General features: G+C 69.9%; 10 protein-coding genes. 8 read left to right on the top strand and 2 right to left on the bottom strand.

Features of this window, described 5'->3' with window-relative positions; genetic code table 11:
• The first annotated feature begins 18 nt into the window (after positions 1-18).
• The 6 genes from ABEA30_RS07610 (at position 19) to ABEA30_RS07585 (ending at position 8431) form a co-directional block, all read left to right on the top strand.
• Complete coding sequence (locus ABEA30_RS07610; RefSeq protein ID WP_345581405.1) at positions 19-984, top strand: AAA family ATPase; 966 nt, start codon at positions 19-21, stop codon at positions 982-984.
• Complete coding sequence (locus ABEA30_RS07605; protein ID WP_345581402.1) at positions 984-2219, top strand: DUF58 domain-containing protein; 1236 nt, start codon at positions 984-986, stop codon at positions 2217-2219. Before ABEA30_RS07610 ends, ABEA30_RS07605 begins: the two co-directional genes overlap by 1 nt.
• On the top strand, positions 2219-4507 hold the full coding sequence (locus ABEA30_RS07600; protein WP_345581399.1) for a transglutaminase family protein: 2289 nt from the start codon (positions 2219-2221) through the stop codon (positions 4505-4507). Before ABEA30_RS07605 ends, ABEA30_RS07600 begins: the two co-directional genes overlap by 1 nt.
• Before the next feature lie 83 nt (positions 4508-4590).
• Positions 4591-5925, top strand: a complete 1335-nt coding sequence (locus tag ABEA30_RS07595; RefSeq protein ID WP_345581396.1) for an RDD family protein — start codon at positions 4591-4593, stop codon at positions 5923-5925.
• A 39-nt stretch (positions 5926-5964) separates the two neighbouring features.
• Positions 5965-6540 (top strand): dCTP deaminase, encoded by a 576-nt coding sequence (gene dcd / locus ABEA30_RS07590; protein WP_345581393.1) that lies wholly within the window; start codon positions 5965-5967, stop codon positions 6538-6540.
• A gap of 7 nt (positions 6541-6547) precedes the next feature.
• Positions 6548-8431, top strand: a complete 1884-nt coding sequence (locus tag ABEA30_RS07585) for an ABC transporter ATP-binding protein (RefSeq protein ID WP_345581390.1) — start codon at positions 6548-6550, stop codon at positions 8429-8431.
• 67 nt (positions 8432-8498) lie between these two features.
• Here the strand turns inward: ABEA30_RS07585 and ABEA30_RS07580 are convergent, their stop codons facing one another.
• Positions 8499-9737 carry a discoidin domain-containing protein gene (locus ABEA30_RS07580; protein WP_345581387.1) on the bottom strand — a complete coding sequence of 413 codons (1239 nt, stop codon included), beginning with the start codon at positions 9735-9737 and terminating at the stop codon, positions 8499-8501.
• 198 nt (positions 9738-9935) lie between these two features.
• Between ABEA30_RS07580 and ABEA30_RS07575 the strand changes: the two genes are divergently transcribed.
• Positions 9936-14651, top strand: a complete 4716-nt coding sequence (locus ABEA30_RS07575) for a lamin tail domain-containing protein (RefSeq protein WP_345581385.1) — start codon at positions 9936-9938, stop codon at positions 14649-14651.
• A 120-nt stretch (positions 14652-14771) separates the two neighbouring features.
• Here ABEA30_RS07575 and deoC read toward each other — a convergent pair whose 3' ends face one another.
• The gene (gene deoC, locus ABEA30_RS07570) at positions 14772-15482 is read right to left on the bottom strand and encodes a deoxyribose-phosphate aldolase (protein ID WP_345581383.1); all 711 of its coding nucleotides are present in this window, start codon (positions 15480-15482) and stop codon (positions 14772-14774) included.
• Positions 15483-15647: 165 nt separating this feature from the next.
• Between deoC and ABEA30_RS07565 the strand changes: the two genes are divergently transcribed.
• The gene (locus ABEA30_RS07565) at positions 15648-21044 is read left to right on the top strand and encodes an endo-alpha-N-acetylgalactosaminidase family protein (protein WP_345581380.1); all 5397 of its coding nucleotides are present in this window, start codon (positions 15648-15650) and stop codon (positions 21042-21044) included.
• Positions 21045-21256 lie beyond the last annotated feature (212 nt).

The raw sequence follows: 21256 nt of genomic DNA, 5'->3' as shown, positions 1-21256 counted from the left end.
CGAAGGAAGCAGTCGCCAGTGAATCCCGAACAAGCCCGATGGTTCGGCGAGAACTTCGCCAACATCGTCGCCAACATCGAACGCGTCATCATGGGCAAGACGGAGGCGGTGCGCCTCGCGGTGACCTGCATGCTCGCCGAGGGCCACCTGCTGCTCGAGGACTACCCGGGCACTGGCAAGACGACCCTGGCGCGGGCGATCGCGCAGTCGGTGCAGGGCACGAACAGCCGCATCCAGTTCACGCCCGACCTGCTGCCCTCCGACGTGACGGGCGTGACGATCTTCGACCAGAAGTCGGGCGAGTTCGAGTTCCATCAGGGCCCCATCTTCGCGTCGATCGTGCTTGCCGACGAGATCAACCGGGCGTCGCCCAAGACGCAGTCGGCGCTGCTCGAGGTGATGGAGGAGTCCAGGGTCACCGTCGACGGGCAGTCCTACAACGTGGGCCAGCCGTTCATGGTGATCGCCACCCAGAACCCCATCGAGCAGGCAGGCACCTACCGGCTGCCCGAGGCGCAGCTGGACCGCTTCCTGATGAAGACCACGCTGGGCTACCCGGACCACGACGCCACCATGCGGATCCTGGCGACCGGCGGTAGCCGCCCGCGTTCGACGGCGCTGCCGGCCGTGCTGTCGACCTCCCAGGTGGCGGAGATGAGCCAGCTCGCGGCGTCGGTGCACATCGAGTCGTCGGTGTTCGACTACATCGCACGCCTGACCGAGGCCACGCGGCACGCGGAGGACGTCCGTCTGGGCGTCTCCGTGCGCGGTGCGCTGGCGCTGGTGCGCTCCACCCGCGTGTGGGCCGCGTCGCTGGGCCGCCACTTCGTGGTGCCCGACGACGTGAAGATGCTGGCCATCCCGTGCCTGGCGCACCGCCTCATCCTCGACCCCGAGGCCGAGTTCAACGGCGTGCAGGCCGTCGACGTGATGGCCCAGGTCGTCGGTTCCGTCCAGCCCCCGACGGAGCGTCAGTCGGCCTGATGACAGCTACGCCCGCCCGGTGGGAGGCCCCCGAGGTCGTCGACCCGCCCACGTTCGACGGTGTCCGCAGGTTCTACGACCGCCTGCGTGACGTCACCGGCCTGCGTACCAGCGGCTGGATGGCGCTGGCCTTCGGGCTCGGCTCGCTGGTGGTGGGGCTGGTGTTCGGCTGGCTCGAGTACACCGTCGTCGGGGTCCTAGCGGTGGTCACCGTCGGGCTCTGCCTGCTGTTCACCCTCGGCCGGCCGTCGCTGGAGGTGGGGCTGCGGCTGGCGGGCCGGTCGGTCGTGGTCGGTGACCCGGCCCGCGGCGGGCTGCTCGTGCGCAACTCCGCGGCGCGCCGGCACTGGGGGTCGCGGCTCGACCTCCCGGTGGGGCCGGTGTCGACGAGCTTCTCGCTGCCGTCGCTGACCTCGGGCGAGGTGTCGCACAACACGTTCCGCATCCCCACCGACAGGCGGGGGCTGATCACCGTGGGCCCCGCCCAGACCGTGCAGGGCGACCCGTTCTCCCTCGCCGGGCGCTCCACCACGTGGACGGAGGCGCTGGAGCTGTACGTGCATCCGCGCACCGTCGCGCTGCCCGGGCGCCAGACCGGTTTCGTGCACGACCTCGAGGGGCACGCCAGCTCCCACATCTCGTCGGCGGACATGAACTTCCACGCCCTGCGCCCCTACGTCGCCGGCGACGACCGGCGGCACGTGCACTGGCGCTCCACCGCCCGGGCGGGCGAGCTGATGGTGCGGCAGTTCGAGGAGTCGCGGATGTCGCGCGTCGTCGTGGCGCTGGACACCGGCCGGGGCTCCTACCTCGACGAGGCGGAGTTCGAGCTGGGCGTCTCCTGCGCCGCCTCCGTCGTGCTGCAGACGCTGTACTCCGAGTCGCCGCTGGCGGTGCTGACCACGCACGACACGCTCGTGACCGTCACGCCCGCCCGCTCGCTCGACGAGTTGTCGCTGGTGGAGCAGACCACCCGCGGCGGCATCGCCGACCTGGTGCACACCACGATCAGGCGTGAGTCGTCATCGTCGGTGGCGGTGTGCGTCACCGGCTCGTCGGCGACGCTGTCGGACCTGCGGCGCGCGTGCTCGCGCTTCGACGTCGACACCCGCGTGGTGGGCATCCGAGTGGCCGACGGCGCCGAGATGCGCGCCCGGTCGGCCGGCAACGTGACCGTCCTGCAGGTGGGCTCGCTCGACGACCTGCCGCGGGCCATGCGCAAGGCGATGCAGTGATGGCGGCCGCACGCAGGGCGTTGGCGCCGCACGACGCCACGCCGTTCGACGTGTCGCGACGGTGGCGCTGGGTGGCCGTCGACGCCACCGCGGTGCTGGCCCTGCTCGCGCTGGTGGCGCTCGCCTTCTTCCCGGTGTACGGCACCGCGTGGTTGTTCGTCTCCGTCCTCGGGTTCGGCGCCGTCGGCATGGCCGTGGGGGTGGCCTCGGCGCTGCGCCGCTGGTCCTCGGGCGGGACGGCGTTGGTCGCGGTGGGCGCGTGGTTCCTGTTCGGCGGCCTGCTGACCATGCCGTCGTCGAGCCTGTGGTTCGTGGTGCCGACCCCGCGTGTGCTGTTCGGGCTCCTCGTGGGGCCGGTCACCGCGTGGCGCGACATGCTCACGCTGGACCCGCCGATCGGCGAGACGTACAACCTGTTGACGGTGCCGGGCCTCATGGGGTTGGCTGCCGGCCTGCTCGCCATGGCGATCTCGCTGCGCTCGAAGCGCCCGTCGATGGCGTGGCTGCCGCCCCTGACCGCCTACCTTGTCGGGGTCGTGGTGGGTTCGCAGGTGGCGTTCCAGCCGTTCCTCGTCGGCGCCGCGGCGTTCGTGGTGGTGCTGGTGTGGACCAGCCACCGTCGCGCGGTGGTGCGCACCCAACTCGGCGGCAGCGGCAACCGGTTGAAGCCGTTGCGGGCCTTGATGGGCGCCGGCGTGCTCGCGGTGGCCGTGGCCGCCGCGCTCGTCGCCGTGCCGCTGCTGGCGCCCGCGCCGGAGCGCGAGACGCTGCGCTCGGCGATGGAGCCGCCCATCGACCTCGAGCAGTTCGCCTCGCCGCTGCAGGGCTTCCGGGCCAACATCACGCAGCACCGCACCGACGTGCTGTTTGACGTGGTGGGCGCCCGCGAGGGCGACATCGTCCGCCTCGCGACGCTCGACAGGTACGACGGCATCAGCTACAGCGTCTCGACGCTCGACGACGCGGCGGTGGAGGCCACGACCTTCACGCGGGTGGGGCAGTGGATCGCCGACGACACGCGCGGCCAGGACTTCCCCGTGCGGGTCACGGTGCGCGGCTACGAGGGCGTGTGGACGCCGACGGTGGGCCGCAGCACGAAGGTGGCCTTCGAGGGGGCGCGCCGCATCGAGTTGGGGGAGAACTTCTTCTACAACCGCAGCTCCGGGACAGGCCTCAACGTGGCGGGCCTGCGGGAGGGCGACAGCTATGAGCTGGGCGCCCGGGTGGCGCCGCGGCCGGCGGACGAGGAGATCGCCAAGGCTCGCGCAGGGCGGTTCGAACTGCCGGAGACCAGCGGCGTGCCCGACGAACTCATCGCCGCCGCCCGGGCCTGGGCCGACAACGGCGGCACCGCCGGGCAGATCGCGCTGACGCTCGAGCAGCGGCTCAGCAACGGCTACTTCAGCCACGGCCAGGCCGACGAGGTCGCCTCGCTGTCGGGGCACTCGGAGCGGCGGCTGATCGAGCTGCTGGCAGACCCCGAGATGATGGTGGGCGACCACGAGCAGTACGCCGTCGCGATGGCGCTCATGGCGCGCGAGCTGGGCATCCCCGCCCGCGTGATCTACGGCTACCAGGTGGAGGCCACGGCGTCGATCGCCGGCGGCCAGGTGGGGGCGTGGACCGAGGTGTACCTCGAGGACCTGGGCTGGGTAGTGTTCAACCCCACGCCGCCGGCGGACAGGGTGCCGCCGGAGGACGACCAGCGCACCCCGCCCGAGCAACTGCCGTTCGTCGAGAACCCGCCCCCGCCGCCGCAGCGCCCGGAGGTGCCGCCGCCGGACGAGCTGCTGCCCATCGAACCGGGCGAGGCACCCGAGCCGGAGACCCGGATCGACTGGGCGCAGATCGGCGCGATTGCCGCGCTCACCGGCATCCCGCTGTTGACCATCGTGGTGCCCGTCGCGCTGATCATCGGCCTGAAGCTGCGCCGCCGGTCGCGGCGCCGCAACGACCCGGTGCTCGCGAACCGCATCGCTGGGGCCTGGTCGGAGTTGGTGGACAGGGCCCGTGACGTCGGCCGCTCGCCGTCGGTGTCGGCCACGCGTTCGGAGCAGGCGGAGGCCTTCGTCGACAGTTTCCGCCGAGTGGGCGAGGTGTCGGACCCGATCGCCCTGGCGAAGGAGGCCGACTGGCTGGTCTTCGCGCCCGGTGACCCGAGCGAGCAGACCACCCGCGAGTACTGGCGCTCCTCGGCGGGCATCCACCGCGGCATGCGCCGCTCGGTCAACTGGTTGCGGTGGCTCGGCAGTTACCTGTCGACGAAGTCGTTCCGGCGGATCAGGTGATCGTCGTCTCAGCCCGTTGCCCGGGACGCCCGCCGGCGCTGACGGCGGTATTCTCGGCATGTATCTGGTCTAGGAGGAACTAGGTGAGTCGGCTGATTCCACGCGGAGCGGTCGTCGCTGGTCTGGGGAAGCGTTTCCTCGCCGCGGTGATCGACATGCTGCCGTTCCTCGTCATCGGCGGGCTCAGCACGCTGGCTGGGCGGCTGTCGAGCGAACCGACGGTGGTGTTGGTCACCGGGACCGCCGCCGCGGTGCTGTCGCTGGCCTACGCGCTGTACCAGTGGTGGGCCTACGCGGTGCGGGGTGCCGGCATCGGGGCGCAGGCGATGGGCCTGCGGCTGGTGTCGCTGAAGGACGGCGAGCCCATCGGCTGGTGGTGCGTGTTCCTCCGCAACCTCGTGTTCAGCGCGCTCATGGCCTCCGGCGTCGGCGGCGTGGCGCTGCTGGTCTTCCTGGTCATCCACGAGCGCCGGCAGGGCTGGCACGACATGGCGGCCGGCTCCATCGTCGTGCAGCCCAAGGCGGCCGAGGCGCGCACCGCGCCCCGTGCGCAGCGGAAGGTGGCGCAGGCAAGCACGGTAGGCCTCCCGCCGCACCTCTCCAGCACCTTCAGCCCACAGCCGGGCACCACCTCCACGCAGAACTGGGATGCGTTCGGCCCGCAGGGTGGGCACCATCCCTCGCCCCACGGGGCCCCGGCCGCGCAGCCTGCTCGTCACCCGGGCATGCAGCCGTCGGCGCCGGACTGGCTGCCCGGTGTCCAGTCGGAGCCCGTGCAGCCGGCGCAGCACCAGCAGGCGCCCTACCAGGCGACGGGCCAGTGGCAGCCGCCCGCACAGTTCCAGCAGCAGCCCCCTGCGCGGCAGCAGCCCCAGCCGTTCGCGTCCCCGGTGCGGCCGGAAGCCGCGTCGGCGGACCCGCCCACCCCGCCGCGGGCCTGGATCCCGCTGCCCACCCCCACCTCGGTGATCGAACCGTCGGTGAAGGTGCGCCAGCGCAGCTTCGGTGAGGTGGAGGAGGCCGACGGCACCCGCATCGCCAACCTGCCGGCGCAGGCCGGCCGCGCAGGCGACGAGGGCTGGTACGTGCGGCTCGACGACGGCCGCGAGGTCGAACTGAGCGTCACCGTGCTGCTGGGCCGCAACCCGCAGAAGTCGCCGGAGGACCCGGAGGTGCACCTGGTGCCCGCGTCCGGCGACGGGCGGATGATCTCACGCACCCACGTGCTGATCGGCACGGACCCCCGCGGCGTGTACGTCGTGGACCGCGGGTCGACGAACGGCACCGCGCTCGTCACGCAGGGCGGCCGGTTGGAGCCGTGCCCCGCGGGCACGCAGGTGCGGGTGCGGGAGGGGCAGCAGGTCAGCTACGGCAACCGGTGGTTCACCGTGCTGCGCCGCCCGGTGATCGCTGGCTGAGCCAGTGCGGCGGTCTTCGCCGGCATTAGGATCGACGACATGCTGCTGAGCGACCGCGACATCCTGGCCGAAGTGCACGCCGGAAACATCCTGCTCGACCCGTGGGATCCGGTGATGGTGCAACCCGCCTCCGTCGACGTGCGCCTCGACAAGCTGTTCCGCGTGTTCGAGAACCACCGCTACCCGTCGATCGATCCCTCCATGGAGCAGCCCGAGCTGACCCGGATGATCGAGGTGGCGGAGGGCGAGCCGTTCGTGCTGCACCCGGGTGAGTTCGCGCTGGCGTCGACCTACGAGAAGATCACCCTCGGGCAGGGCGTGGCCGCCAGGCTGGAGGGCAAGTCGTCGCTGGGGCGGCTCGGCCTGTTGACGCACTCGACGGCGGGCTTCATCGACCCTGGCTTCTCCGGCCACGTGACGCTCGAACTGTCGAACATGGCGACGCTGCCGATCAAGCTGTGGCCGGGCATGAAGATCGGCCAGTTCTGCTTCTTCCAGCTCAGCTCGCCAGCTGAGCACGCGTACGGCTCCGAGAAGTACGGCTCGCGGTACCAGGGGCAGCGTGGCCCCACGCCGTCGCGTTCGCACGTCAACTTCCACCGCACCCAGGTGTGAGCCGCCCATGAGCGTCGGTAGGGGCGGCATGGGGATGGGCGGCGGCCGGGTGCTCGGCCGGCTCGCCACCGGGTCGGAGATCCGCGACCACAAGCTGGACCGTGGCACCGCCCGCCGCGTGCTGGCCTACGGGGCGCCGTTCAAGGGGCTCATCCTGCTGTTCCTGCTCACGGTGACGCTCGGCAGCGCGCTGTCGGTCGTGCCGCTGCTGCTGTTCCAGCGGATCATCGACGACGGCGTGCTCGGCGGCAACGTCCGGCTGATCGTCGTGCTGTCGCTCGCCGTCGCAGGCATGGCGGTGGGGTCGGCGGCGCTGTCGATCGCGGAGCGCTGGTGCTCCGCGCGGATCGGCGAGGGGCTGATCTACTCGATGCGCACGCAGATCTTCGACCACGTGCTGCGGATGCCGATCGCCTTCTTCAGCCGTTCGCACACCGGCAAGCTGGTATCGCGGTTGCACTCCGACGTCAACGGCGCGCAGCAGGCGTTCACGTCGACGCTGTCGTCGCTGGTGTCCAACGGGGTGACGCTGCTGCTCGTGCTGGGTTCGATGCTGGCGCTGTCGTGGCCGTTGACGCTGGGGGCGCTGGTGCTGTTGCCGATCTTCATGGTGCCGGCCCAGCTGGTGGGGCGGCGGTTGGCGGACCTCTCGCGCGACCGGATGCAGCAGCAGGCCGAGATGTCGGCGACGATGACCGAGCGGTTCTCGGTGTCCGGCGCGCTGCTGGTGAAGCTGTTCGGCGAGCACGGCCAGGAGAACGCCGTCTTCGCCGGGCAGGCGCGGGCGGTGGCCGACAGCGGCGTGAAGATCGCGATGACCTCGCGGGTGTTCATGACCGCCTTGACGTTCGTGGGCGCGTTGGCCACGGCACTGTTCTACGGGTTCGGCGGCTACGCGGTGGTGCAGGAGCAGCTCACCCTCGGCACGCTGACGGCGCTGGTGGCGCTGCTCGCCCGGCTGTACGGGCCGCTGATCCAGTTGAGTTCGTTGCGGGTGGACGTGATGACCGCGTTGGTGAGCTTCGAGCGCGTGTTCGAGGTGCTGGACCTGAAACCCCTCATCGTCGACGCGCCCGACGCTCGCGAGCTGTCCGGGCCGCCGAGCGTCGCCTTCCGCGACGTGTGGTTCACGTACCCGGACGCCCAGCAGGTGTCGATCGAGTCGTTGGAGCCGACGGCGGCGCTGGGGGAGTCGGCCAATGAACCGGTGCTGCGCGGCGTGACGTTCGAGGTCACCCCGGGGCAGACGGTCGCGCTCGTGGGGCCGTCGGGTGCGGGGAAGACGACGATCACGCACCTGCTGGCGCGGCTCTACGACGTCGACTCGGGCGCCGTCGAGATCGCGGGGGCCGACGTGCGCACGGTGACGCTGTCGTCGCTGCAGCGGGAGATCGGCTACGTCACGCAGGACGCGCACCTGTTCCACGACACGATCGGCGCGAACCTGCGCTACGCGAAGCCGTCGGCCACCGACGACGAACTGTGGGCGGCGCTGGAGTCGGCGCAGATCGCGGCGCTGGTGCGGAGGCTGCCCGACGGCATGGACACCGTCGTCGGCGAGCGTGGCTACCGCTTGAGCGGCGGGGAGCGGCAGCGGTTCGCGATCGCGCGGCTGCTGCTGAAGGCCCCGCCGATCCTGGTGCTGGACGAGGCGACGGCCCATCTCGATTCGGAGTCGGAACACCTGGTGCAGCAGGCGTTGGACAACGCGCGGGAGGGCCGCACGTCGATCGTGATCGCCCACCGCCTCTCGACCGTCCGCCACGCCGACCAGATCCTGGTGGTCGAGGGTGGTCGCGTCGTCGAGCGCGGCACGCACGCCGAACTCCTCCAGGCCGGCGGCCAGTACGCCACGCTGTACTACACGCAGTTCTCCGACGCCGGCTCCTGAGCGGCCCCAAACAGTCGCAGGCCCCAGGCCATCCGCCCGCCCCCCGTGAACCCCGTGCGGTGGTTGCTCAGTTCTCGAACATCACGATGTTGTTGAAGATCCACTGGTTGCCCTGCGAGAAGGCGTAACCACCCTCAGGCTTCGCGATGGCGGCATACACGGTCGTCCACGTGTAGGAGCGGCACGCACCACGGCCGGTGGCCGCCGTGTCGCACTCGGTCTTCCACTGCCGGCCGGCCGAGGTGAACACGCCGTTGGCGGTCGAGCCCAGGTCACCCAGTGGGTTGCCGTTCCACGCCTCGCGGGTCATGTACGGCAGGTAGGTGAGGTTGTTGAACGCCCACCCGGACTTCCGCATGAACGAGCCGTCCTCGATCACGACGATCGTGGCCCAGATCTCGGTGCGGCACCGCTCGGTCTGCGAGTAGTCCTCACACACCGTCATCCACTGGCGACCGTTGAGCAGGTGCGTGCCCGGCTTGGTGTAGGGCGCCGTCCGGACGAACTTGCCGGTCCCCGTCGTCGGGGTCGCCGAGGGCTTCACCGACGGGGTCAGCGACGGCTTCGCGGAAGGTGACTTCGACGGGGTCGGTGACACCGATGGGCTCGGGCTGGCAGTGGACCGCGGGACGAGCGGCACGTCGGCCAGCTCGCCCGGAACTCCGGCAGGCTCGCCACCCGGCAGCAGCTCGGCGGCGCTGGCCCAAGCCTGGCCGCCGACGGCGGAGGTCGACGTCAGCTTCACGTACCGGGCCTCGATCGGTGCATCGAACGTGACCGTCTTCGCGGCGGTCGAGTTCGGCCACGTGCCCGTGGCTGTCGTGGTGTAGGCGACGGCAGCGGGTTCCGGATACGTCGTGCCCTGCAGTTGCTGCGAGGTGCGGATGCCGAAGACCGATTGCTGCCCATGCATCATGAACACGCTGCCTTGGCCGTCGACGGTGACGTCGGTCATGTCCTCGAGGAGGACCGCGATCGTCTTGTCCTTGTAGGCGAGGTTCGTGCCGATGGTGTTGGAGAAGTACAGCTCACGCCGCTCCGCGTGGTCCGGGTACAGCTGGTAGACGCCGCGCGGGAACACGATGCGTACGGGCCCGTCGGCGTCCTTCGCCGCTGCCACCGCGGCCTTGACCGCTACGGCCGAGTCCTCGACGCCCGTGGGGTCCGCACCGAAGGACGTGACGGAGATCACGGTCTCCCCGGCCTCCGCAGGCACGGTCGGGGCGGCGGGGGCCGCCGAGGGTGTGAGGGCGAGCCCCAGGGACGTGATGAGCGCGGTGACAACCGCCGCAGGCCGGAGACGCACGGTCTGATTCCCTTCGTTGGGACAATGTGCAGCTGACGCTAGTCGCCGACCGGTGCGCAGCGGCGCTCGTGGAGCGACATGACCATCACCGGTGATCAGTCTGGGTATCCGGCCGTTCACCTGGTGTTCGCCTAGGTGCTCACCTCCGTTCACCCGAAGGCGGCAGCATGGTCTGCGCCCTAGTCAGTGGAGGTTTCCGTGCGCAAGACGCTCGTCGCGCTGCTCACCGCAGTGTCCCTCGTCGTGACCGTGTTCGCGACTCTCGCCAGCCCAGCTCGTGCCGCCCAGGTGCCCGCGATCCTCGTCACGGAGATCGGCGCAGACCACGCCAGCTATGACCACTTCGAGTTCTTCGAACTCACCAACACGACTGCGGAGCCGGTCAGCCTCGCGGGCTACCAGTTCGCCTACACCTACGCCGACTCCGCCGACACCAGCCGCGACGTCGTGCTCACCGTCGACGACGCGGCGATCCCGGCCGGCGGCACCGCGGCGGTCTGGCTGCAGTACACCGCCACCAACGTCGACTCCTTCTCCAAGACCGACGAGCAGTTCCGTGCGCAGTGGGGCGACGCGGCCAGCACCTACCAACTGCTCAAGGCCACCGGCCAGGCCGGCATGGCCAACGGCGGAGACCGCGGCATCCGCGTGACCGCGCCCGACGGTGGCGTGAACTGGTCGTTCTACCCGGCCGGCTCCGTCAGCACCACGAAGACCGCCCACTTCGGCGTCTCCTCGGCGCAGTCGCAGCGCTACCTGTTCTCCGACGCCGGCACCCCCGGCAGCGTGACCGCCGCGCAGCTCACCGAGCCCACGCCCGAGCCGTCGCCCTCGCCCAGCGCCGAGCCCACGGCCACCGCCGAGCCCACGGCCACCGCCGAGCCGTCCGTCACCGCAGAGCCCTCGCCGGAGCCGTCCGTCAGCGCCGAGCCGACGACGTCGCCCCAGCCCACCGTGGACCCCTCGCCGTCAGGCGACACGCCGCCCCTGGTCATCACCGAACTGCTTCCGGACTCCTCCAACGTCAACGGCGCCGACGGCTACGAGTTCATCGAGGTCCACAACACCACTGACCAGCCCATCGACTTCGTCGACTTCAAGGTCAACTACCTCTACCCGAACGCCGACCTCACCATCGGCAACACGGCGCTGTGGCCGTCGGTGCCCGAGTCGGTGGTCATCCCCGGCGGTGGCACGCTGGTGTTCTGGATCAAGAACGCCGGCAACGCCCACCTCGGCATTGACGCCTTCAACCTGAAGTGGGGCACGAGCCTCGTCGGCGGTGAGGGCATCGTCGAGATCACCTCCGGTGGCATGGCCAACTCCGGCATCCGCGGGGTCGACATCATCACCAACACCGGCGTCACCATCTCCCGCGCGCTGTACAACGTCGACGGCATCGACCACACCGTCGCAGACCAGGGCATCCAGTACGGCCCCGGCACCGACGCCACGCGCCAGCTGACGGGCCTCGCCGCCGCCACGCCGGGCGTCACCTCAGCAGGCCAGGTGCCCGGCACGCTCACCCCGGTCACCCCCGACCCGCAGGCGCCGTCGGTCACCGACCGCACGGCGGCGGTCATCCCGCAGGGCGCCGACTTCCCCATCACGCACATCGCCACCGACGACCGCCTGGTGCGCACCGTCACCCTGCACCTGAAGAGCAACGTAGACGCCGGCGTCACCGAGTACAACCTGCTCGTGGGCGCCGACGACACCTACACCTTCACCATCCCGGCGGCAGACCTGACCGGCAAGCGCTACTTCGACTACTGGCTCACCGCCACCGACGGCACGCACACCACCAGCACCGCCTCGCGCCGCATCGTCCTCGACGGCGTCAACACCGACCCGGTGCGCCTCAACCTCACCGACGGGCAGTTCGTGGGCGGGGCCACGCAGGTCGTCGCGGCCACCGAGGGCCCCATCGCCGGGCTGACGCTCGACGTCGCCGGCACCGACGTGACCTCCTCGCTGACGCCCGCCCTCGAGGGCAAGCCCGTGTTCGTCTTCGACGTCACCTCCGTCAACGCCTACTTCCAGAACGGCGTGCTCGTCGACGGCGAGGTCCTGCGCATCTTCGACGACAACGTCCAGGGTTACTGGGACACCATCTCCGTGCCCGTCGACGAGAAGTACCTCACGCAGGGCGAGCCGCTCACCGTCGGCATCTGGGCCGGCACCAAGAAGGCCCCGGAGATCGACCTCAACGAGAACAACGACGACTTCGAGGTGCGCGACGTCCGCCTGGTGCTGCCTGATGGCCGCACGCTGCGCCCCGCCGACTTCGTCAACTCGTCGACGATCCTCCGCCTCGGCGACTCCACCGGCAAGCTCGACTTCTACGACGCGGTGTTCACCGTGCCCGCCGACGCCTTCTCCGCGCTCGGCCACACCTGGGACACCACGACGCTGGCCGACGGCCGCTACCCCGTCACCGCCGCCCAGGGTGAGGTCTCCCTCACCCGCACGGTCACCGTCGACAACACGGCACCCGTCATCACCACCTCGCTCGGCGAAGGCACGCAGGTCAAGGGCGACTTCGCCCTCATGGCCTCCGCCGCCGACGCCGGCGTGGGCGGCGGCACGCTCACCGCGCGCCTCGACGGCGAACCCGTCGCGCTGCCGTACGAGTCGTCGTCGCTGACGATGGCACCGGGCAGCCACGTGTTCGAGGTCACCGCCACCGACGCGCTGGGCAACCGCGCCACGAAGTCCGTGACGTTCCGCACCCCCGCCGAACACCCGGCCATCGAACTGCTCACCCCAGCCGACGGCGCCGAGGTGCCCGCCACCGGCGTCGAGCTCAGCGCCCGCATCACCGACCCGACCCGCGACCTGCAGGACGGCTCGTTCAACCGCGGCTTCACCCTGACGGCGGCCGACGACGACATCGCGCTCACCGGCGGCACCACCACCGACTCCTCGGCCACCGACCGCGAGGCCGCGCCCGCCGAACTCGGCACGGCCATCACCAGCGAGACGCTGCTGCCGTACCAGCTCGCCACCGTCGACGTCCCGGCCGCCGCCGGCGCCGACTACCGCGCACGCCTCACCTGGGCCGGCGAGGTCAACGCCGGCTCCAGGGTCTCGATGAGCGTCCAGCGCACCGACGGCACCTGGGACCGCGTGGCGGACACCGTCGCCGACGGCGCGGCGGAGCTCACCGCGATCGTGCCGGCCGAGGGCCACGCCGTCGACGGCACGCTCACCGTCCTCATCCAGCACACCGACGGTTGGGCCGGCGGCAACGCCACCGAGCGTGGCGCCGAGGTGACGAAGTACCACGCCGACGCCGTCGACCGCTCGGCCTACGACTTCACGATCGCCCACATGAGCGACACGCAGTACTACAACGCCAACGCCGACTACCACCGCCACCAGGTGGGCATCAACGACTTCCTGCTGGCAGAGCGCGACAACCTCAACCTGCAGTACGTCGTGCACACCGGCGACATCGTCGACAACAACGAGATCCCCGTGCAGTGGGAGCGGGCCAACCCGCAGTACCGGAAGTTCGACGACGCGGCCCTTCCCTACGGCGTGCTCGCGGGCAACCACGACGTGTCGCAGGCCGCCAACGACTACACCGAGTACTCGCAGCACTTCGGCGCGGCCCGCTTCGAGGACAACCCGTGGTACGGCGGCTCCCACCTCGACAACCGCGGCCACTACGACCTCATCTCGGCCGGTGGCATCGACTTCCTGCACCTCTACATGGGCTGGGGAGCCGGCGACGAGCAGATCGAGTGGCTCAACCAGGTGCTGCGCGCCCACCCGGAGCGCATCGCCGTGCTGAACCTCCACGAGTACATGCTGACCACCGGCGGCCTCGGCGCCATCCCGCAGCGGATCTTCGACGAGGTCATCGCCGTCAACCCGAACGTGCGCATGGTCCAGTCCGGCCACTACCACGACGCGTTCACGCGCCTCGACGCGTTCGACGACGACGGTGACGGCGTCGACGACCGCACCGTCGTGTCCATGCTGTTCGACTACCAGGGCCTGCCGGAGGGCGGCCAGGGCTTCGTGCGCCTGCAGCACTTCGACAACGTCGGCCGCCAGCTGCTGGTGCGCACCTACTCGCCGACCCTGCAGCAGTTCAACGGCGACGACGCCACCCTCGAGCCGGAGCACCAGAGCTTCGAGATCAGCTACGACACGCTGGGCATCTCGCCGGCCACCAAGTCGCTGACCACCACGGCGCTCACCGCCGACATCCTCACCTCGCAGGTCATCGGGTCGTTCACCGACGCCGAGTCGGGCTCCACCGTCACCGCCACGTGGGCGGAGCCCGGGGCCGACGGCGCCGGCTGGTACGTCGTGACCCGGGACGACTTCGGTGGCGAGGCCATCAGCGAGGTCCGCTTCGTGGTGCCCGTCACCGGGGGAGTGACGTCGCCGGAGCCCAGCGTGTCGCCCGAGCCGACGAAGTCGCCTGAGCCCACCGTCGCGCCCTCGCAGAGCGTGACGGCAGCACCCGGGTTCGTCCGCACGGCTCCCTACACGAAGCCGGGCGTGCACCGGAACCTGGGCGGCCGCGACTGGAACACCACCTGCGAGCCCTACTCGCAGACGGAGCGCTGCCGCACCGAGATCTGGGCCACGGTGGTGAAGGTCGTCGACGGCCAGTTCGTGCGCACCACCGGCTGGGCGTTCAACAACCTCACCTACCTCCCGTTGATGAAGCGCGAGGCCTGGGCGGGCAACCCGCTCGGCGCGGCAGGGGAGTTCACCTCCGGCGGGCGCCAGTGGCGCACCGAGTGCGACACCGCGGCCACCGGGCGGGGCGCCTGCCGCAGCTACACCATGACGACGGTGTACTCGGCCACCCCGAAGGCCGACGGCGGGTACGCGTTCGGTCAGCGCAACCAGTGGGTCTTCAACAACCTGGTGCTGTTCCGCACCAACTGACCAGCGGGCAGCTAGCCCGCGCGTGACAGATCCCCCCTCAACGAGGGTGCCCAGCGTGAATCCGCGCTGGGCACCGTCGTTGAGGGGGGATCTGTCACGGCAGGACGATCGGGAACCCCGTCAGTATTCGTCGTTCGTCTCGACGGGGGCCTCGACGGGCTCACCCTCCTCGACGCCCTCGGCGCCGGCCAGCACGGTGGAGCTGCCGCTGAGGCCGAGCCGGGTGGCGCCCGCTTCGACCATCGCGTTGGCGGTGGCGTAGTCGCGGATGCCGCCGCTGGCCTTCACGCCGAGGCGGTCGCCGACGGTGTGCGCCATCAGTGACACGGCGTGCACGGAAGCGCCGCCGCTGGGGTGGAAGCCCGTGGAGGTCTTGACGTAGTCGGCGCCCGCAGCCTCCGAGGCCCTGCAGGCGGCGATGATCTCGTCGTCGCTCAGCGCGGCCGACTCGATGATCACCTTCAGTAGCACGTCGGGCGCGGCCTGGCGGACGGCGCGGACCTCCTCCTCGACGAGGTCCTCGCGTCCCTCCTTCAGCAGGCCGATGTTGATGACCATGTCGATCTCGTGCGCGCCGAGGCTGGCCGATTCCGCGGCCTCGGCCGCCTTGGCCGCCGGCGTGTGGTTGCCGGAGGGGAAGCCGCAGACGGTGGCCACCTTCACGTCGCCGAGCTCCTCCGTGATCGGCAGCATCGACGGGGACACGCAGACGGAGAACGTGCCCAGTTGGCGGGCCTCTGCCACGAGCGCCGCCACCTGGGCGCGGGTCGCATCGGTCTTCAGCAGTGTGTGATCGATCATCTGGGCCAGGGCCGAGCGGGTGATCTGCATGGCGTTCCTTTCGTCTTCTTGCATCGTAGCTGTCCATTTGGACGGGTGTCGCGCAATGCGAGCGCGCACTTGGACATGCCAAAGGGACCCCTACAAGGACAGACGGTTATGGTGCCGAAGAGGTGTGGGCGTCGTCGAGGAGCCCACCAACAAGAAGGGACTCGGATGTCCACAGTGACAACACGACACGTGGTGGCAGGGATTGCCACCGGTGCGTTGGCGTTCGGCGGGTTGGTATTCCCGCAGGCAGCGACGGCAGCGTACGAATACACAGCCATTCCCCAGACGCAGATGTCGGTCGTCGACGTCAACTCCGTCGAGACCACCGGCGAGGACACCAACGGCCCCGCCGCACTGGTGCTCGACGGCAACATCGACACCTACTGGCACACCCAGTGGTCCGGCACCGTCGTCGACCCGCCGCACCACCTGACGGTGAAGATCTCCGACATCCCCGTGCAGCTGGGTCGCGTGCGCCTGACGCCGCGCCAGTCGTCGAACGGTTCGGGCCGCGTCAACGCCTACGAGCTCTGGACCTCCGCCAGCGCCTGCACGGCTGACACCAGCGACTTCGTCAAGCGCGCCGAGGGCAGCTTCGACGGCCTGGTGGTCAACAACAAGATCGAGCGCGAGATCACCTTCCCGCCGGTGGACGCCACCTGCGTGAAGGTCGTCTACCTCTCCACCTGGGGCGGCCACGTCGCCGGCGAGGAGACCTCCCGCGTGGAGAACGTGGGCTCGCTGGCCGAGTTCAACGCCGACACCGCCACGGGTGACGCACCCACGCCGACGCCCACCGTCACCACCCCGACGGCCCCGCCCGCAGAGATCGTCATCCCCGAGGGCGCCATCGAACTGGTCGACGGCGACTTCAAGGTCCGCCTGCACCCCGACTTCCCGCAGGTCGTCGACTACCGCCTCGCCACCCAGCAGCTGGCCGGCCGCATGGGCGCCGCGTTGACCACCATCCTGGTCAACGAGGTCGAGCAGCCCGTCACCGTCGGCACCCCCGTCGTCGCCGCTGACGGCAAGTCGGCCACCTACGAGCTGACGCTGCCCAACCTGGACAACGTGTCGTTCGACGCCGTCGTCTCGGTCGCCGACGACACCCTGAAGTTCACCCTCACCAACATCCCCGCCGACGACTACTCGGTCAAGCGCATCCGCATCCCCGGCCACGACCTGGTGACCGTCCGCGGAGCGCAGGCCCAGCTGACCGCCGGCATGATCAACGTCGACCGCAACGTGTCGGGCGACCGCTTCGAGCCGCTCGCCACCACGCCCGCCGGCAACGTGCAGGGCTCCTGGATGGCGATCGCCAACGACGCCAACCTCGCCGCCGCGTTCGACAGCAACGCCACCGAGGACAACACCGGCCCCGCCACCACCAAGGGCCGTGTCGGCGTCGGCAACAACCGCCTGCTGCGCCAGATCACCGAGGTGGGCGGCGAGAAGCTCGGCACCGTCTCGTCGGGCACCTGGACCTGGATGGGCGAGGCCATCGACCTGCACAAGGACAACGCGCTCGGCAGCATCGGCCGCGACGCCGATCCTTACGTCGAGGTCCGCATCACCGGTGACCGCAACTCCGACAGCAAGGTCGACTGGCAGGACGGCGCCATCGCCACCCGCGAGATCTTCGAGGTCGGGCTGGACGCCGACGAGGTGAAGAACCGGGTCGTCTCCCGCATTCCGTTCAACATCGTCTCGCAGGCCACCCACCCGTTCCTGCGCACGCTGGACGACACCAAGCGCATCTCCCTGGCCACTGACAACCTCGGCCAGAAGGTGCTGCTGAAGGGCTACCAGGCCGAGGGCCACGACGCCGCCCACCCGGACTACGCCGGCCACTACAACGAGCGCGCCGGCGGCCTGGCCGACCTCAAGACCCTGGTGAACGAGGGCCTCAACTACAACTCCACCTTCGGCGTGCACGTCAACGCCACGGAGAGCTACTCCGAGGCGTACGCGTTCTCCGAGGACCTCCTGCAGATGCCCCCGAAGAAGGCCTGGGGCTGGATGAACCAGTCCTACTACATCGACGGCCCCAAGGACCTCGCCACCGGTGAGGTGCTGCGCCGCTTCCAGGAGTTCCGCGATGAGGTCCCGGCCAACCTGAGCTGGCTCTACGTCGACGTCTACTACCCCTTCGGCTGGGAGATGGAGCGCTTCTCCGACGAACTGAAGGAGCAGGGCTGGGGCCTTGCCTCCGAATGGTCCGACCGCTTCCCGTCGCAGACCACCTGGTCGCACTGGTCGCAGGAGGAGAGCTACGGCGGCTCGGCCAACAAGGGCATCCAGTCCCAGGTGGCCCGCTTCGTCCTGAACGCCAAGCGCGACACGTGGAACCCGCACCCCATCCTCTCGAACTCCAACCTGGTCGACTTCGAGGGCTGGACCGGCCACAACAACTACAACGCCTTCATCAAGAACGTGTGGGAGCGCAACCTCCCCGTGAAGTTCCTGCAGCAGTCCGACATCGTCAAGTGGGAGACCAACCGGATCGCGTTCGCCAACGGCATCGTGGCCACCTCCCCGCTGACCAGCATCGGCGGCACCGTCGTCCCGACGAACCGCACCATCACCTTCGATGGCGCTGACGTCTACACCGACGGCGGCTACCTCCTGCCGTGGAGCGACGGCGGATCGGATCGTCTGTACCACTACAAGATCGGCGGCGGCACCACCCAGTGGACGCTGACGAACGCGTGGAAGGACCAGACCTCCCTGAAGCTGTTCAAGCTGACCGACACCGGCCGCGTGGCGCTCGACGACGTCCCGGTCGTGGGCGGCAAGGTCACCCTGACCGCCGAGCCGGGCACCGCCTACGTGCTGTACCCGACCTCCGCGGTGCTCACCGTCCAGGAGCCGAACTGGGGCCAGGGCACCGGCATCGTCGACCCGGGCTTCTTCTCCGGCACCCTCGATGCGTACGAGGTGACCGGCGACGTCACCGTTGCCTACAACGCCCGCCGCAACTACGAGGCGGTCGTCGGCGCTGGTGAGGCCACCCTGGCGCAGACCGTGACCCTGCCGGCGGGCAGCTACTCCGCGTGGGCATGGGTCGAGATCGAGCAGGGCAAGTCCCGCGACCTCACCATCGAGGCGTCGGGCGCGGGCGTCACCAAGGCTGGTTACGCCGAGACGGTCGACGGGAAGGTGTCCAACACCATCTCCGCCTCCACCGTGCCGAACTCGACCGCGTCGGACCAGAAGCTCAACTTCTTCCACCAGCGTCATCGCGTGACGTTCACCACCACCGGTGGCGACGTGACCCTGGCGCTCAAGGCCGGTGCCGGCGATGCTCGCATCCTCATCGACGACCTCCGCATCGTGGACTTCGTCGCCTCCGACGACCCGGCCGCGGCCGACGTCAAGGCGAAGACGGTCTTCTTCGAGGACTACGAGAACATCGACACGGGCTACTTCCCGTTCGTGACCGGCGCCACCAACCGCGGTGGCGACGCCCGTACCCAGCTGGCCGAGCGCCACGAGCCCTACTCGCAGAAGGGCTGGTGGGGCGTCAACTCCACCAACACCGTCGTCGAGAACGGCAAGCTGAACGACAACGTCCTGCGTGGCGACTGGTCGCTGATGCTGAACAACGAGAACTCCGGTGAGGTCCTCAAGACCGCGCCCGGTGCGATCCCGTTCAAGCCCGGCCACACCTACCGGGTGTCGTTCGACTACCAGACCACCTACGCGGACCAGTACCGCGTGCGGATCGGTAGCGACGTGGTGACCGCCACCGGCACGAGCGCCATCAACGCCGTGTCGACCGTGCTGCCGGAGCAGCGCACGACGGCCACCTTCTCGGCGGAGTTCGACACCGTCTGTGGCCCGAACGCGTACATCGCGATCGACAAGCTCGCCGGCGCGAACACTCAGCACAACATGACGCTGGACGACCTCCGCGTCGAGGACCTCGGCGTGTCCGAGTCCGGTGCCTGCATCAACGGTTCGCTGAGCGTGTCCGGCACCCCGCAAGCCGGTCGTGAGCTGACCGTCACCACCACGGTGGTCGCGGTGCTCGGTGACGCCACCGAGGTTGCCCACGAGCTGACCGTCCCCGAGGGCTGGACCAAGGCCGTCGCCACCGCTGGTGCGACGGAGCTGGCCGAGGGCGGCGTCTCCACGCAGGTCTGGACGGTCACGGTGCCCGAGGGCGCCGAGGACGCCACCTTGGCGTTCCGCGGCACGTTCAAGCAGGGCGCCAGCACTGCCGTCGTGACCCGTTCCGCCAACGTCACGGTGATCCAGCCGCTGCCCGGTGGCCAAATCTACCTGTCGGACATGCGCGACCGGATCGTCGGCACCCCCACCAACGGTTGGGGTCCGATGGAATGGGACATCTCCAACGGTGAGCAGGGCGCCGGCGACGGTGGCCCGCTGAAGATCGACGGCAACGTCTACCAGAAGGGCATCGGCATGCACGCTGCGGCGAGCGTGACGTTCGGCCTTGCCGGGGAGTGCCAGGCCTTCAACGCGTTCATCGGCATCGACGACGTCCAGCCCGCGCGCGGCACCGTGCAGTTCGTGGTCCTGGGCGACGGCGAGGAGCTGTACCGCTCCGAGACGCTGCGGTACAACAGCCCGGTCGCCGAGATCAAGGACCTCGACATCACCGGCGTGCGCGAGCTGACGCTCCAGGCCGATCCGACGGACGACGGCGTGGGCAACGACCACGCCGACTGGGCTGAGGCCCGCGTCACCTGCAACCCGGTCGAGGACGTCACCGGCCCCGTGGTCGACACGATCACGGCCCCGACCGACGCCCAGGTGGGCAAGGCGCTGAACATCGCCGTCAAGGCGACCGACGCGTCGACCCCGCTGACCTACGCCGCCACCGGCCTCCCGGCCGGCGTGACGATCAACGCCACCACCGGTGTCATCTCCGGCACCCCCACGGTGGACGGTACGTTCAACGTCACGGTGACGGTGACCGACGCCAAGGGCAACGAGACCGACTCGGCCTTCACCCTGGTGGTGGCCAAGAAGGCCTCGCCGTCGCCCTCCGCCTCTCCGTCGGTGACCCCGTCGGTGAAGCCTTCGGTGACCCCGTCGGTGAAGCCTTCGGTCAAGCCTTCGGTGACTCCGAGCACCCCGGACAAGTTCATCCCCGCGCCTCCGTACACGAAGCCCGGCAAGTTCACGCTGAACGGGCGTGACTGGATGACCACGTGTGAGGCGTACTCGCAGACCGAACGCTGCCGCACCGAGATCTGGGCCACCGTGGTCCTGGTCGAGGACGGCAAGTTCGTGCGGAAGTCGGGTTGGGCGTTCAACAACCTGACGTACCTGCCGTACATGACGCGTGAGGCGTGGAAGGGCAACCCGCTGGGTGACCTGGCCTCCACCAAGGAGGGGCTGTTCACCTCGGCCGGCCGCCAGTGGCGCACCGAGTGCGACACGGCTGCCACCGGTCGTGGCGCATGCCGCTCGTACACGCTGACGACGGTGTACGCCGCCACCGCGAAGCCTGACGGCGGCTACGCCTTCTCGCAGAGCAACCAGTGGGTGTTCAACAACATCGTGATGTTCGGAGCCCCCGAGAAGCGATGACCCGGCCGTGGTCGTGCCGCGGTGGGCTCCTCCACCGCGTCACGACGCAGGGCGGGTGACCTGAGGTCCACCTGATGGAGGCCCCGGAGTCGAAAGGCTCCGGGGCCTCCGGCGTGTCCGGGGTGTCTTGGGTTGGGCGTTGTCAGCTGCGGGCGGTCGATGGTTGCGGTGGGCGGGGGCAGCTACCGCGTCAGGTCGGCTGGGGCCGCCGT

It is taken from the genome of Tessaracoccus lubricantis (assembly GCF_039544535.1).
Lineage (GTDB): Bacteria > Actinomycetota > Actinomycetes > Propionibacteriales > Propionibacteriaceae > Arachnia > Arachnia lubricantis.
Note: the sequence above shows the minus strand (reverse complement) of the source record. Positions and strands in the feature narration are given on the sequence as shown.